Source organism: Variovorax sp. GW822-FHT04A09 (assembly GCF_058801005.1).
This window is the reverse complement of the sequence record NZ_JBXAMV010000003.1, coordinates 332,317-346,032: the sequence shown is the minus strand read 5'-3', so window position 1 is coordinate 346,032 and position 13,716 is coordinate 332,317. Positions and strand designations below refer to the sequence as shown.

The window sequence follows — 13,716 nt, the reverse complement described above, 5'->3', positions numbered from 1 at the left end:
TCCGCGCACCCACAACGAGGAGCCTCCCGATGAAGATCGCCTTTACTTCCTGCTTCAGTGCCCAGACCTTCAAGGAACAACCTGTCTGGGCCCAGGTGGGCGCGTCCGGCGCCACGCACCTGGTGCTGCTGGGCGACTCGGCCTACTACGACGCGGACGGCTCCAGCATGGGTGCGGTCAAGGCCATGGGCGCGAACGACTTCGCGGTCCACGCCTTCGGCCGGCTGCGCGACCAGCTGAACCAGAAGGAGTTCGCCAAGCTCGTGCGCAAGACCGACCTGCAGATCCATCCGATCTGGGACGACCACGACTTTCTGTGGAACGGCGCCTGCGGTGCGCAGATCGAGGGACAGCCGTCCTACCGGCACCTGCTGGACCCGACCCGCGCGGCGTTCCAGGAATACCGCAAGGCGCTGGATTCAAACGATCCGAAGACCTTTCCCAAGGCCGGCGATCCCTGGGCCTCGGGCGTTCCCGAACCTGGCTACCGGCCCCTCATGCTGAGCAATGTCGGCGATGCGGATGGTCCGGTGATGCTGCACCTCACCGACGGCCGCAGCTACAAGACCAAGGGCGGCGCGACGGCGGTGCTCGGTAGCGCGCAGATGAAGAAACTGAAGAAGGCCATCGAAGACTCGGACGAGAAGACCGTGCACCTGATCGCCAGCGGCCTCACCTTCGAAGCCCGCCACGGCGAGACCTGGATGGATTGCGCGGCCGAGCACGCCGCGATCCTCAAGCTCGCGGAGAAGCGCCGCATCCTCATCCTCAGCGGCGACGTGCACGAGAACCGCTTCGCCGTGCCGTGGCCGGCCGGCCCCTGGAGCCTGTTCGAGGCCACGTCCTCCGGCGCCGCGCTGCGCACGGCCGTCACCGTCGGCGCGCTGCAATGCAACTGGGGGCTGGTCGACATCACGAAGGACCAGGTGAACATCGAGCTGTCGCAGCTGAACATGGACACGCGCCGCCGCGTCATCGACCGCAAGAAGTGGAAGATGCTGTAGGCGCGGCCGGGAGCGGGTTCACGGGCCGCTCCTGCGGCTTGCGAAGCAGGATCACGAGGCCGGAGATCAGGAAGTACACGGCGCCCACCGCTGCATAGCCTGCGAGCGTCTGCAGGACCGGGGCGTCGGTGCCTTGCCGTGCGATGAAGAGGCCGCCGGCCAGCGCAGACTGCGCGCCGCTCAGCATCATCACCCACTGCCCCCGGTGGCGCTTTCGGCGGCGAACGGCCGTCGCCAGCTGCAGCAGGCCCGACACGATGGCCCAGGCGCCGAAGATGGCCAGGCCGATCTGGAGTCCGAGCACCAGGGAGGCCACCACGGCCACGGTGACCAGCGCGCTGATCCAGGTGTTCAGCATCTGGCTGGGGTTGGCCCAGGGGCCGCCGGTCATCCGGGCGTCCACCAGGTTCGCCAGCGCGTCCCACGCCGGATAGACGACCAGCAGGATCGCCGTCAGCACCGGCGACTGCCTGGCGACGCTGAAGGCCAGCGCGACCCACACGAAGGAAAAGGCCGCGCGGGTGAAGTAGAGCTTGCGCAGCCAGGCGGCTGGCTGCAGAGGGGGTCGGATGATGTCGGACATGAAGGGGTGGGGGTAGGAGGAGGGGGCGCGCCTCGCACGAGGCGGGTGCAACGATTCTTCTGCGTTCCCCCGGACCACGGTATCGGTCGAATGACCGACACGCGCCCCACCGGCGGCTGTGCGATGCTGCGCGCTCGCCTCCGCGATCCCATGCCCGAAGACACCACCCTCACCGCTTTCGACGCGGCCCGCGCGCTCGCCTTCATCGGCGACCTGAGCATGGGCCAGCCCATCGACCATTCGCTGCGCACCGCCTGGCTGGCCGGCGTGATCGCGGCGCAGGCCGGCTGCAACGCGGCGCAGGCCGAGGTCGCGCAACACGTGGCGCTGCTGCGCTGGTCGGGCTGCACGGCGAACGCGCAGGAGTTCGCGGACTTCCTGGAAGACGACGTGCTGGGTCGGCGAGCCCTTCTGGCCTCTGCTCAACCGCGCCTGCGCCAGCCCCACCAGGCGTCCATTCCCGGGGCCGTCGTGGCGATGGCCCAGATCCACTGCGAGATTGCCGGCGACATCGCGAACATGCTCGGCCTGGGGCCCGAGGCCGAAGCCGCACTGCGCGCCGTCTTCGAGGCCTACGACGGCAGCGGCGTCCCTGGCCTGCTGCAGGGCGAGGGCGTGCCGCTGGCGACCTACGTCGTAGCCCTGGCGAGCGATCTGGAAATCTTCAGTCGCCTCTACGGGCTCGACGAAGCCCTCACGCTCGCGCGGGGGCGCGCCGACAGCCTCTACCCCGGCTTCCTGGTCGACGCCTGCGCACCGCATGCTGCGGCGTGGTTGAAGCGGCTGGATGCGTCGCCCGCGCCGTGGAGCGAAGCCGCCGATCCGCCGGTGTCGATGCGTCGGCGCGTCGGGCTGGAACTCGTCGGCGATGTGAGCGACCTCAAGCTGCCGTGGATGACGGGCTACTCGCGGCGCGTCGCCCGCCTGGCGCGCGACTGCGGCGCCCAATTGGGCATGAGCGAAGCGATGTGCCATCGCATCCACCGGGCCGGCCTGATCCACGGCATCGGGCGGGCCGCGGTGCCCAACGTCATCTGGAATGCGCCCGAGCCGCTGCCGGCCGCGTCGATGGAGCGCCTGCGGCTCGTGCCGTATTGGACGTCGCGCGCGGCGGGGCAGATCGACGGTCTCGCGGCAGAAGCAGAGGTCGCCTCGTTCGCCTTCGAGCGGCGCGATGGTTCCGGTTATTTCCGTGGTCGCTCCGGCGCGTCGATGCCGCTCGAAGGGCAGGTCGTCGCGGCGGCCGAGCAGTGGGTGTCGCACCGCACCCGCCGTCCGTGGCGACCCGAACTGACCGACGCCCAGGCACGCGATCGCATGCAGGCGGACGTCGAGGCCGGCCGCTTCGACGCGGAGGTCGTCGGCGCGCTGCTCACCTGCGCGCTCTCGGGCACGCCTGCGAAGCCCGTGGTGCCCGCGCAGGACGACGCGTCGCTGTCCCAGCGCGAGCTGGACGTCCTGCGTTGCATCAGCCAGGGCGACAACACGAAGCAGGTCGCGCGTGCGCTGGGCATCAGTGCGAGCACGGTGCGCACGCACGTCGAGCGTGTGTTCCGCAAGCTCGGTTGCTCGACCCGCGCGGCCGCCACGCTGAAGGCCTCTGCCAGAGGCCTGCTGTAGCGGGCCGCGCCGGCCGCTCCATCGACTAGGCGGCCACCGGCTCCGCCCGAGCGGCCCGCGCAGGCGCCACAGCATCGAGCTGTCCGCGCAGCATCTCCCACCGCACGCGCGCCGACACGATGCTTTCTTCCTTCACGTGCCCGAAGCCGCGGATCTGCTCCGGCAGGCGCGCCAGCGACAGGGCCGTGTCGAAGTCGATGCGCTCGAAGCGCGCGAGCAGGTCTTCGACCATCGCGCGGTAGTCGGCGACGAGCTGGCGCTCCATGCGGCGCTCGGCGGTGCGCCCGAACGGATCGAGCGCCGTGCCGCGCAGGCCACGCAGCTTCGCGAGCATGCGGAAGGCGCCGAGCATCCACGGGCCGAAACTGGTCTTGACCGCGCGGCCTTCGGCGTCGCGCCGGCCCAGCACCGGCGGTGCCAGGTGAAAGCGCAGCACCGGCTTGCCTTCGAACTGCTCGCCGAGCTTCTCCATGAAGCGCGGGTCGGCGTACAGGCGCGCCACCTCGTACTCGTCCTTGTAGGCCATGAGCTTGAACAGGCCCGAGGCCACGGCCTTGGCCAGCACCGTGCTGCCGCGCGTGCGCTGTTCGGCGTCGCGCACGCGTTCGACGAGGTCTGCGTAGCCGCGTGCGTAGGCCGCGTTTTGGTACGCGGTCAGGAACGCGGTGCGGTCCGCCACCAGCGCTTCGAAGCTCTGGGGCTTCTGCAGTGACACCACCTGCGCCGGCGCAGCCTGGCGCGTGACGGCCGCGAGGTCGAGCGCCGCCTTGCGGCCCCAGCGGAACGCGGCCTGGTTGGCCTTCACGGCCACGCCGTTGATCTCGATGGCCTTGTCGAGCGCCTGCGCCGACAGCGGCACGAACCCCTTCTGGAACGCGAAGCCCAGCAGGAACAGGTTGGCCGCGATGGCGTCGCCCATGAGGCGCGTGGCCAGTTGCGTGGCGTCGATGAAGTCGGCGCGGCCTTCGACCGATTCCTCGATGAGCGCGCGCACCTGCGCGGCGGGGAACTGCCAGTCGGGCTGCTGCGCGAAGTGCCCCGTCGGCTGCTCGAAGGTGTTGACCAGCGCGTAGGTGCGGCCCGGCCGCATGCGCGCGATGGCGTCGGGTGCGCCGGCCGTGAGCATGTCGCAGCCCAGGATCAGGTCGGCCTCGCCGGTGGGAATGCGCTGCGCCTTCAGCTGCGCCGCGTCGCGCGCGATGCGCACGTGCGACGTGACCGATCCGTTCTTCTGCGACATGCCCGTCATGTCGAGCACGCTCACGCCCTTGCCTTCGAGGTGCGCCGCCATGCCGATCAGCGCGCCGATGGTGATCACGCCCGTGCCGCCGATGCCGGTGATGAGGATGTTGTGCATGCCGTCCAGCGCGAGCGGCACCGGCGCGGGCAGGGCGGGTTCCTCGGCGGCCTTCACGGCCACGGGGGCGTGCTTGCGCGGCTTCACGCCTTCGACCGTGACGAAGCTCGGGCAGAAGCCCTTGATGCACGACTCGTCGGCGTTGCACGCGCTCTGGTCCACGCTGCGCTTCAGGCCCAGGTCGGTTTGCTTCGGTAGGAGGGCGGTGCAGTTCGACTGCTCGCCGCAGTCGCCGCAGCCCTCGCACACCGCGTCGTTGATGAACACGCGCCGCGCGGCTTGCGGAAACTCGCCCTTCTTGCGGCGGCGGCGCTTCTCGGCCGCGCACACCTGGTCGTAGATCAGCACCGACACGCCCTCGAAGCCGCGCAGCTCGCGCTGCACCGCGTCCATGTCGTCGCGGTGGTGCACGCTCAGTGCAAAGAGGCCGTCGCGGTCGGGCGGCAGCAGGCTGCGGTCGGCCCAGCGCGTCGGGTCTTCGGCCACCAGCGCGATGCGCTTCACGCCTTCGGCCGCCACCTGGTGCGCGATGCGTGGCACGGTGATCGGCCCGTCGACCGGCTGCCCGCCCGTCATCGCGACCGCGTCGTTGTAGAGGATCTTGTAGGTGATGTTCACGCCCGCCGCCACGGCCGCGCGAATCGCCAGCGAACCCGAGTGGTAGTAGGTGCCGTCGCCCAGGTTCGCGAACACGTGCTTGCGCTTGGAGAACCATGCCTGCCCCAGCCACGGCGCGCCTTCGCCGCCCATGTGCGTGGTGGTGCGGTTGTGCTCGGGGTAGATGGCGGTGGCCATCACGTGGCAGCCGATGCCCGCGAGCGCCAGGCTGCCTTCGGGCACCTTGGTCGAGGTGTTGTGCGGACAGCCCGCGCAGTACCAGGCCGGGCGCGAGGGCGTGGCCACGGCCTTGCCGAGCACCACGTCCTTCGCGTCGAGGATCGCCAGCCGCATGCGGATGCGGTCGCTGGTGTGAAAACGCGCCACGCGCCCGGCGATGACGCGCGCGATCTGCGCCACCGAAAAGTCGGCCGTGGCCGGCAGCAGCCACTGGCCGCGCGGGTGCGCGCCCCATTCGCCCTGCTCGTCGAACTTGCCGATCACGCGCGGGCGCACGTTCTCGCGCCAGTTGTACAGGTGCTCCTTGAGCTGGTACTCGACGATCTGGCGCTTCTCCTCGACCACCAGGATTTCTTCGAGCTCGTCGGCAAACTCGCGGATCGAGTCGGGCTCCAGCGGCCAGGGCATCGAGACCTTGAACAGCCGGATGCCGATGCGCGCGGCCTCGTCGGCGTCGATGCCCAGTTCTTCCAGCGCCTCGAGCACGTCGCGGTACGACTTGCCCGAGGCCACGATGCCCAGCCGCGCCTGGGGCGAATCGATGGTCACGCGGTTCAGGCGGTTCTCGCGCGCGTAGGCGATGGCGGCGTAGATCTTGTAGTCCTGCATCAGCGCTTCCTGCTTGCGCGCCTGCACGCCGAGCGTGTCGGTCGACAGCCGCGCATGCACGCCGCCGGGCGGGAACGCGAAGTCCTTCGGCAGGCGCGTGTGCACGTCGAGCGCGCCGGCGGCAATCGAGCCCGACGACTCCACCGTGTCGGCCAGCGCCTTGAAGCCGACCGGCAGGCCGGCAAAGCGCGACATCGCAAAGCCGTGCAGGCCCAGCTCGATGTATTCCTCCACGCTCTGCGGGTAGAGCATGGGGATCATCGAGGCGGCGAACAGGTGGTCGCTCTGGTTGGGCAGGGTAGAGGAAGACGCGCCGTGGTCGTCGCCTGCCACCAGCAGGATGCCGCCTTTGGGCGACGTGCCCGCGTGGCTCATGTGCTTGAACACGTCGCCGCAGCGGTCCACACCGGGCGCTTTGCCGTACCACATGGCGAACACGCCATCGACCGCGCTCTCGCCGGTCAGGTGCACCTGCTGCGTGCCCCACACGGCGGTGGCGGCCAGCTCTTCGTTCACGCCGGGCAAAAATTTGACGGCGTTGGCCTCGAGTTGGAGCTGGGCTTTCCACAGCGCCTCGTCCAGGCCGCCGAGCGGCGAGCCGCGGTAGCCCGAGACAAAGCCCGCGGTGTTCAGGCCGGCCTGCTGGTCGCGCCATTTCTGCACGAGCATGAGGCGCACCAGCGCCTGGATGCCGCTGAGGTAGATCCGGCCTTCGGTGGCCGTGTATTTGTCGTCCAGCGCAACGCTGGCGAGTTCGTGGGTTGCCATGAGAGAAAAGACTCCGGGTAGGACTCGTGGAATGCGGGCGAGGCCCCGGTAGAGGGCCAGCCCGCGAAACGCCTCGCCGGGGTTGCCGCCGAGACAGCGACGATTCTTTCGCACCCTGGCCCGAAAGTGCTTCTTCGTTTCGACGGGGAAACCCGCATTCCGGAAGAACCATCGCCGGCGCCGTCGATTCGCCGAAAGGCCTTCGGCCATGCGCTCACAACCGCACAGGCCCGACAATGTCCGCCCGATCGACCGAGGACCCGATGAGACCCGACCTGGATTCGCTGGCGCTGTTCCTGCGCGCCATTGAGCACGGCAGCCTGTCCAAGGCGGCCGCCGAGAGCCACATGGTGCTGTCGGCCGCGAGCCGGCGCCTGGCCATCCTCGAGAGCCAGCTCGGCGTGGGGCTGCTCAACCGCACCTCGAAGGGCGTCACGCCCACGGGTGCGGGCGAGTCGCTGGCCATGCATGCGCGCCAGATCCTGCGCGACGTGGACCGCATGCGCGCCGACCTGTCGGACTACGCGCAGGGCGCCACCGGCCGCGTGCGGCTGCACGCCAACGCGTCGGCCATGGGCCAGTTCCTGCCCGACGACGTGGCCAGCTTTCGGCTGCGCTACCCCGAGATCCGCGTGAGCGTGGAAGAGCACCGCAGCGTCTACATCGTGCAGGCGATTCGCGACCGTCAGGCCGACGTGGGTGTGATCACCAGCGAGGCGGTCGACCCGGCGCTGCACTTCATTCCGTACCGCACCGACCGGCTCGTGGCCATCGTGCGCCAGAAGCATCCGTGGCGCGGGCGCGAGGTGTCGTTCGAAGAACTGCTCGACTTCGATTTCGTGGGGCTCGAAGACGACTCGGCCATCTCCCGCACCATGGAAGACGCCGCGATGAGCGCGCGCAAGGTGCTGCGCCTGCGTGTGCGCGTGAAGAGCTTCGAGGCCGTGTGCCGGATGATCGAAGCGGGAATGGGCGTGGGCATCCTGCCCGAGGGGGCGGCGGTGACCTACCGCAAGGAGATGAAGCTGCGTTTCATCAACCTCACCGATGCGTGGGCGTCACGCCGGATGTACCTGTGCACGCGGCAGGAGGCGTTGAGTTTTCCGCAGCGTCGGTTGGTGGACCATCTGCTGGCGCGAGGGATGCCCTAAGAGTCATTCGGGGCGACGCTCACGCCGATGGGGCACCTTGCTCCGCGAATGTCCCCCAGCCTTCGGCCTCCTCCTTGATTTCGCTGCGCAAGGCACCCCATCGACGTGAGCGTGTTCAGCGCTGCTGCGGATTGGCACGGCGCTCGTAAGGCCCGCGTGCGGCGCATTGCGGAAGCTGCATTTGTTGGCGCTCGTCGGGACTTCGTGCCGCACGAAAGCGCCACTGCGCTGCGCTCTTCTCTAAAGTAGCTGCCCCTGTCACTCAAAACCCCAACAAGGGGACTCGGAAGGCGCTGCATACACAGCCGTTGAAATGTTGAAAGGCTGCTTGCCTCGCGGCAGGTTGTCGGTGCGAAAGCAGCGATGCAAATGCGAGGTATCAAAAGGCGACGGCCAGGGTGTTACGAGCACCCCGGCCGTCTAACCAAAGACGTGCAACCACCTCTAAAGGAGCGCACAAAAATGGCTACCAAGACTATAGCCCGGCCTCGCACGCCGGTATCCCCCGCCGGAAGCGCCCACGAAGACCCGGCGAACCTCCTCGAAAACACACTCGCCCAACTCGAAGCCTTGCTGTGGGTCTGCCACGGGGAAGACATCGACTGGTGCAGCGGCGAAGGCCCCCGGCAATTGGACAACCTGCTTTGGCTTGCGGCGGAACTGGCGCGCAAGGCGGGGGAGTTGTTTCAGGCGAGTGAGAGGGCGCGGCGCGGAGCGCTTGAAGATGGCCATCGACGCTGACCTCAACACCGTCGAGATTCCCTGCGAGTCGGGCGTCATCAAGTTCGGCTGGACGCGTGTCGCTCCACTCGCCAGCCAGCATCCGCTTGCGTTTTCAACGTTGAATGCGGCATGCAGTCGCAGCCGTTCATGGGCGCACTGGCAGCAGAACTCTGCGTGGAAATGCCAGATCGGCCGGCTTCAAATCCAGTACTTTGTCATTACCCAAAGCCATGGCCGATTCCTAATTCTGTTGTAAGTCAGGTTCTGGTCAGCTATCTTCAGCGCCTTGCCAACGAAGAAGAAAGCGCTGCAGAGATGAAATATGTCGATATTTCGGTCGCTCCAACTGCATCCACAGGCAAGCAAGGAAAAACTCAAGGGGGCGATCTGTTCCAGCAGGTCCGGCCCGCACTCAAGACATCGACGCCCCTTGCAGATGGGGCTGCAGGAAGTCAGAAATCCTCCCCGACAGAGCGCGTGTTGTTCCTGCAGGAAAACTTGCGTCAGATCGGCAACGGCATTGAGGTCGCAGGCATCCGCCGCGCCCATCTCTTCCACGGCCAGCTCGGCATCACGCCGTGGATACTGACCAGCAATTTCTCTCCTCGCCTGCGTGAGAACGAAGCGAGCTTGAAGGACAAAGGGATGCTGCCTTCGGAAACGAAGGTGCTCAATGTCTACGAATGGCTGGTGGACATGAGCTCTCAGGGCTTGCTGACCCCGCTCGCTTCATCACGGCCATCACGTTCACCAGGCAGTTCATCTTCTGCCAGCGCTGCCAAGCCTTCGCTGCGAAAGGTCAGCCACCCCGCAGCCTGGGATTCGACACAGGTCGGGTGTGAAGAGTTCGGGCTGGCGAACGGTCAGATCTTGATGCGAAAGACATTCAAGTCGGGCCGAAGCGGCGCGGATCTTCAAGCCATCGAGTTGCGCGATGCGCAGGGCACTGCGGTCACCCACGCGACCGAGAGCGATTTTGTCTGCGCAATGATGGCCGCCAATCTGGAGGAAGACGTCACCTGGCATTTCCTCGTGGATAAGAACAAGATGTATCGCAAGCTCCGGCAAAGTACGGCGAGCCGCCGGTTTCGCCACACTGTCAGTGCCTTCTTGCACAGCACCCATCGGCTTCCCAATGGGCAACTGAAAACCAGCTATCGGCATCTGTTCGAAGATGCGGACTCCTGCGACAGCCTGATCGTTGCCACGGAGGAGCAACATCGGGACTTGCTCGAGTCCGGTATGCCGGCGACGAAGCTGAACGTGATTCCTCACGCGTTGCCTGGTGTGCCCGAGATCGTCGAATCTGCTTCCTTGCAGGAGAAGCGGGTGATCTATCTGGCGCGCTACACGCCGGAGAAGCAGCATGAACTGCTTTTCCAGGTGTTCGAGCGCGTCCTCAAAAGGGTTCCGGACGCACAGTTGCACACCCACGGCGTGGGCCCTTTGCAAGCGACGCTCCAGGCCCGCGTCGACGCCTCCGGTCTGGCGGGGAGCATCCACATCCACGGCTATGCAAATGATGTTGCAACCCTCTTCAAGGAGTCGAGTCTCGGCGTGATGGCGTCCAACGAGGAGGGGTTCTCGCTGTTCGGGTTGGAATGCCTGGCCCACGCACGTCCGTTGGTCGCCTTTTCCGTGAAGTACGGCCCGAAGGATTTGCTGGAAGGCAGGAATGCCGGCATCCTGATTCCCCCCGGGCACGTCGACGCGATGGCCGATGCGATCGTCGCGCTGCTGGAGGACCCCGAGAAAGCCTATGACCTTCGCTTCGGCGCTTTGACGTCCGCGGAGCGCTTCACTGCGGACAAGGTGGCGCAGCGATGGTCAAAATGGTGGGCCGATGTCCGTGAGATCGCACGTCATCGTGAAGCGAACACACTCACAGACGCGAGTCTCTGAGCAGTCGAGGCGCAGCAATCAAGTCTTGATGCGATCGACTCATGACGCTGTCAAGCAGCGGGCTTGAGCCGCGCTGATGAGTGCCTGCTTTGGAGATGCTGGAGTGTCTCTTGTGGGCCCACAAGAGACATAGCAGCATCTCTGAAGAAGTCATTCAATTTGCGGAGACCTCCGCCTGACACTGGCAGCCCGCCTGAAGAAGACGGCGATGGCCAGCAGTCCCGCAAAGGCAACTCCTTCGAGCCATGCCTCGCCCAGACGGCCATCGATCGCCACCTCCGCACGGCTTGCCTGCCCTGACCTGTAGGTCACCCAGACATCGTCGGCCAGGAAGCCCACACAGAAGTCCCAGACCTCTTTTGCGCATTCCGTGTGCAAGGAGTACCCGAGCCCATCGAGATGCGTCCCTTGCTGTTTGTCAGTGGCGACCACCCAATTTCGGTACTCGTCGTGGTCCGGGAGCCTTTTGTTCTGATCGATGAAAGTCCGTGCGTAACGGGAAACGATTTCGATGTGATCTTGCTCGGAGGGGCTGATGCGATGCGTCAGGTGCGTGGCATCAAAACACGCGATGAAAAAAATCGGTGCCGCGAGGATCAGAGCGAACCAAGAGATCGCCACGCAAAGGAGCTCCAGCAGGCGTGCCAAGATCGGCGTTCGGTTGCCCTCAACTTGCCGAGCTTGTGCCATTTGGTTTGAGCCTACGTACGAAAAGCGACATTGCTGCCGCAGGCTATCGCGGGTGGGTTCGAGCTTGATGAAGTCCGAATGAAGTCTTGCGGCGCATCCGACCTGGCGCCGTCGTCGCGTGAGGGCTCTAGAAATTGCTCCAGAGCAGACGCTTCAATCTTCGCGGTCTTCATGGATGTGCGTCTGACCATCTATGGACAAGAGTATCGACTCGGTCCTCGCAGGAAGAAATTCGATGGCCTTCTGAAGTTCCCGGTAGTGGATGCCTTGCTTAGGAGTTGAGAGAACATCGATTTTCGAGGGGAGGAGTGTATGTAGTCCGCGACAGCTGGATTGCCAGGTTTTTCTACCATGCCTATTCTCGTAGCGCCCTGTCATGGAGGTGGCAGGCATACCGATCAATAACTATCAAAGAGGGAAATCATGCGCTTGAATTTGTCGCGATGGCTGGCGGGGATTTTCGTGGTCACCGCACTGTCTGCGTGCGGTGGTGGAGGCGGCGGGGGCGGTGGTGGAGGCTTTCCTGTTGGTCTGATGACAACGCCCGGCCCAGCAAGCTCGGCGCCCCCTTCGCCAAGCAACTCGAACAGTACGCCAACGGGGAACACAAACGTCGCACCCAGCGAGCCCAACACGAACAACCCTCAAGAGCCCGTCGTTTCGAAGCCCGAATTTCTTTTCGCGACCATCCCTGGTGCGCAATCGATTCTTTCGTTCCAAACCCAGAACCCGACGCCCGGCACGACGCTGCAAGCCAAAGCTATCACCGGCATCCAAGGCTTCCTAGGGGAGGCGCTTGCCTACGACGCTGCTAACGACCGGCTCTATGCAAGCACCGGTCCGAACATCCTCGTGTTCGACAAAGCCAGCACGCTTAGCGGAGTCGCCCAGCCAAGCAGAACCATCCAGACAAGCGGCACAGGCATCACGCACTTTTCTAACATCGTCCTGGACAGGGCCGCGGATACGCTATTCCTCGCCGGCAGTGCCCAGTACCAGGATGTGCTGGCCATCATTGGAAATGCAAGTACCACGTCCGGCGCCGTGGCACCGGATCACAGCTATGCCATCGCGAGCGGCTCGCGAGGCTTCACCATCGATACGCAACGAAAGTTGCTTTATGGATTGGGATCGACCGTTGCGGTGTTTGTCTTCGACCTGACTGGGCTGCAAGAAATGGTTGGCGCCAACCCCACCATCAATCAGGCTGTACGTGTCATGACCATTCCGGCACTTAACGTCATGACAGGTCTCAGCATCGATCAAGCGCGCGATCGCCTCTACATTGCGGGCACTGGGCAGTTAGGCGTCGTCGATGGCGCAAGCACGGCCGCGGGTAACACACTCATTCAGTCGTTCAGCATCCCAGCGCACTCGACCACCTTCGACCCGGCGCACGATCGGCTCTATGTCGGAGCCATCAATTCCGCATACATCATCAATGGTGCAAGCGCACTGAAAAACGGCTCGACCATTCCCGCCACCGTCGTCGTGGGTAACCCGCAAAACAACTACTACGTCGGCGGGTTCGCATTCCCCTAAAAGCCTATCTGGAGCAACAGGTCTTGCCGCGCTGAGTCGAATGATCGGCGCGGCACGGCGCGACCAAGAAGTCGCCCAATGGGTCTGACAGGAAATGGCGGCAAGTGTCTGCTACTGGCCGACTGGAGCCAGCAGCATGCTACCTTCCGGACCGATACGGCTCGTTGGAATCACAGATGGACGTACATCAGCTTCGCCGCCCGCACCGACCCGGTTGGCTGCCCGTTGTCGACGCCGCGCGTTGCACGGGCTGCGGCTGGTGCGTCGCCGCGTGCGACCTTCACCTTCTCAGTCTCGAAGTCGAGCAATGGAAGAAGTTGTCGACGCTTCAGGACGCGGATCGGTGCACGGGCTGCAGCGATTGCGCAGTGACTTGCCCTTTTCATGCGATCACCATGCGAAAGGGCTGAAACGCCCCCGGCGCCCGGCTCGCCGCCCAGGCACTCCGCAGACCCGGGCGCGTGAGCCGGACGGTCGCGGGTGTCACGCCCCGTTCGACCATCCCGAAGAAGTCTCTTCCCGAGGCCTCTCACCCCGGCTCAGCTTTGGGGCTTTGCGAATTCCTCTGCGCTCATCATCTCCAGGCCGATGAACGGCGCGTTGCCTTCGACCCATGCGTCGTGACCCGGCGGAATGGTGTACGACATGCCTTCCTCGATGACGGTCTGCGAGCCGTCATTCATTTGCACGGTGACCCGGCCGGAGACCGCGTACCCGACGTGAGCCACCTGGCAACTGTCCGTGCCCACGACCGGCTTGATGCACTTCGACCAGCGCCACCCGGGCTCGAACTTGAAGCGTCCGAGCGTGTAGCCCTCAAGGCGGACCACTTCGACCCGGGTCTTCTCGGGCTCCCGAACCTCATCCGGTTCGTCATGGGATTTCGTCTGAAGCTTGTTGACGTTCATCGGACTTGCCATCGCGACTCTC

Annotated in this window: 11 protein-coding genes; 7 read left to right on the top strand and 4 right to left on the bottom strand. The window is 65.4% G+C overall.

All coding sequences use genetic code 11. The annotated features are described in order from the left end of the window. Positions 1 to 29: 29 nt before the first annotated feature. A complete protein-coding gene (locus AC1RLW_RS18060; protein ID WP_493194302.1) occupies positions 30 to 1,004 on the top strand; it encodes a metallophosphoesterase family protein in 975 nt (324 codons plus the stop codon). On the opposite strand, the gene AC1RLW_RS18055 is transcribed toward AC1RLW_RS18060, so the two are convergent. After that, positions 973 to 1,587: a DUF308 domain-containing protein gene (locus AC1RLW_RS18055; protein ID WP_493194300.1), complete on the bottom strand. Its 615-nt coding sequence runs from the start codon at positions 1,585 to 1,587 to the stop codon at positions 973 to 975. The two genes, AC1RLW_RS18060 and AC1RLW_RS18055, sit on opposite strands and share 32 nt — an antisense overlap. 150 nt (positions 1,588 to 1,737) lie before the next feature. Between AC1RLW_RS18055 and AC1RLW_RS18050 the strand changes: the two genes are divergently transcribed. Then, on the top strand, positions 1,738 to 3,207 hold the full coding sequence (locus AC1RLW_RS18050; protein ID WP_493194299.1) for an HD domain-containing phosphohydrolase: 1,470 nt from the start codon (positions 1,738 to 1,740) through the stop codon (positions 3,205 to 3,207). 25 nt (positions 3,208 to 3,232) lie between these two features. Here AC1RLW_RS18050 and AC1RLW_RS18045 read toward each other — a convergent pair whose 3' ends face one another. Beyond that, positions 3,233 to 6,778, bottom strand: a complete 3,546-nt coding sequence (locus AC1RLW_RS18045) for an indolepyruvate ferredoxin oxidoreductase family protein (RefSeq protein WP_493194298.1) — start codon at positions 6,776 to 6,778, stop codon at positions 3,233 to 3,235. Positions 6,779 to 7,041: 263 nt separating this feature from the next. On the opposite strand from AC1RLW_RS18045, the gene AC1RLW_RS18040 reads away from it, so the two are divergent. From AC1RLW_RS18040 to AC1RLW_RS18030, 3 genes are all read left to right on the top strand, one after another. Beyond that, the gene (locus AC1RLW_RS18040) at positions 7,042 to 7,929 is read left to right on the top strand and encodes a LysR family transcriptional regulator (RefSeq protein WP_062472076.1); all 888 of its coding nucleotides are present in this window, start codon (positions 7,042 to 7,044) and stop codon (positions 7,927 to 7,929) included. Between the two features lie 462 nt (positions 7,930 to 8,391). Beyond that, positions 8,392 to 8,670, top strand: a complete 279-nt coding sequence (locus AC1RLW_RS18035; protein ID WP_070061647.1) for a hypothetical protein — start codon at positions 8,392 to 8,394, stop codon at positions 8,668 to 8,670. 111 nt (positions 8,671 to 8,781) lie between these two features. Next, entirely contained in the window at positions 8,782 to 10,554 is a 1,773-nt protein-coding gene (locus AC1RLW_RS18030; protein WP_493194297.1) for a glycosyltransferase, read from the top strand. A 150-nt stretch (positions 10,555 to 10,704) separates the two neighbouring features. Here AC1RLW_RS18030 and AC1RLW_RS18025 read toward each other — a convergent pair whose 3' ends face one another. Beyond that, complete coding sequence (locus AC1RLW_RS18025) at positions 10,705 to 11,202, bottom strand: hypothetical protein (protein WP_493194296.1); 498 nt, start codon at positions 11,200 to 11,202, stop codon at positions 10,705 to 10,707. Positions 11,203 to 11,667: 465 nt separating this feature from the next. On the opposite strand from AC1RLW_RS18025, the gene AC1RLW_RS18020 reads away from it, so the two are divergent. Further along, entirely contained in the window at positions 11,668 to 12,786 is a 1,119-nt protein-coding gene (locus AC1RLW_RS18020) for a hypothetical protein (protein WP_493194294.1), read from the top strand. Between the two features lie 176 nt (positions 12,787 to 12,962). Continuing rightward, complete coding sequence (locus AC1RLW_RS18015; protein WP_095744159.1) at positions 12,963 to 13,196, top strand: ATP-binding protein; 234 nt, start codon at positions 12,963 to 12,965, stop codon at positions 13,194 to 13,196. A gap of 129 nt (positions 13,197 to 13,325) precedes the next feature. Here AC1RLW_RS18015 and AC1RLW_RS18010 read toward each other — a convergent pair whose 3' ends face one another. Next, positions 13,326 to 13,706, bottom strand: a complete 381-nt coding sequence (locus tag AC1RLW_RS18010) for a cupin domain-containing protein (RefSeq protein WP_493194292.1) — start codon at positions 13,704 to 13,706, stop codon at positions 13,326 to 13,328. Between the last annotated feature and the right edge of the window lie 10 nt (positions 13,707 to 13,716).

What these genes read in the sequence shown, in the direction of transcription:
- AC1RLW_RS18060 (WP_493194302.1), top strand. Translation starts at nt 30, where the DNA reads ATGAAGATCGCCTTTACTTCCTGCTTCAGTGCCCAGACCTTCAAGGAA.
- AC1RLW_RS18055 (WP_493194300.1), bottom strand. Translation starts at nt 1,587, where the DNA reads ATGTCCGACATCATCCGACCCCCTCTGCAGCCAGCCGCCTGGCTGCGC.
- AC1RLW_RS18050 (WP_493194299.1), top strand. Translation starts at nt 1,738, where the DNA reads ATGCCCGAAGACACCACCCTCACCGCTTTCGACGCGGCCCGCGCGCTC.
- AC1RLW_RS18045 (WP_493194298.1), bottom strand. Translation starts at nt 6,778, where the DNA reads ATGGCAACCCACGAACTCGCCAGCGTTGCGCTGGACGACAAATACACG.
- AC1RLW_RS18040 (WP_062472076.1), top strand. Translation starts at nt 7,042, where the DNA reads ATGAGACCCGACCTGGATTCGCTGGCGCTGTTCCTGCGCGCCATTGAG.
- AC1RLW_RS18035 (WP_070061647.1), top strand. Translation starts at nt 8,392, where the DNA reads ATGGCTACCAAGACTATAGCCCGGCCTCGCACGCCGGTATCCCCCGCC.
- AC1RLW_RS18030 (WP_493194297.1), top strand. Translation starts at nt 8,782, where the DNA reads ATGCAGTCGCAGCCGTTCATGGGCGCACTGGCAGCAGAACTCTGCGTG.
- AC1RLW_RS18020 (WP_493194294.1), top strand. Translation starts at nt 11,668, where the DNA reads ATGCGCTTGAATTTGTCGCGATGGCTGGCGGGGATTTTCGTGGTCACC.
- AC1RLW_RS18015 (WP_095744159.1), top strand. Translation starts at nt 12,963, where the DNA reads ATGGACGTACATCAGCTTCGCCGCCCGCACCGACCCGGTTGGCTGCCC.
- AC1RLW_RS18010 (WP_493194292.1), bottom strand. Translation starts at nt 13,706, where the DNA reads ATGGCAAGTCCGATGAACGTCAACAAGCTTCAGACGAAATCCCATGAC.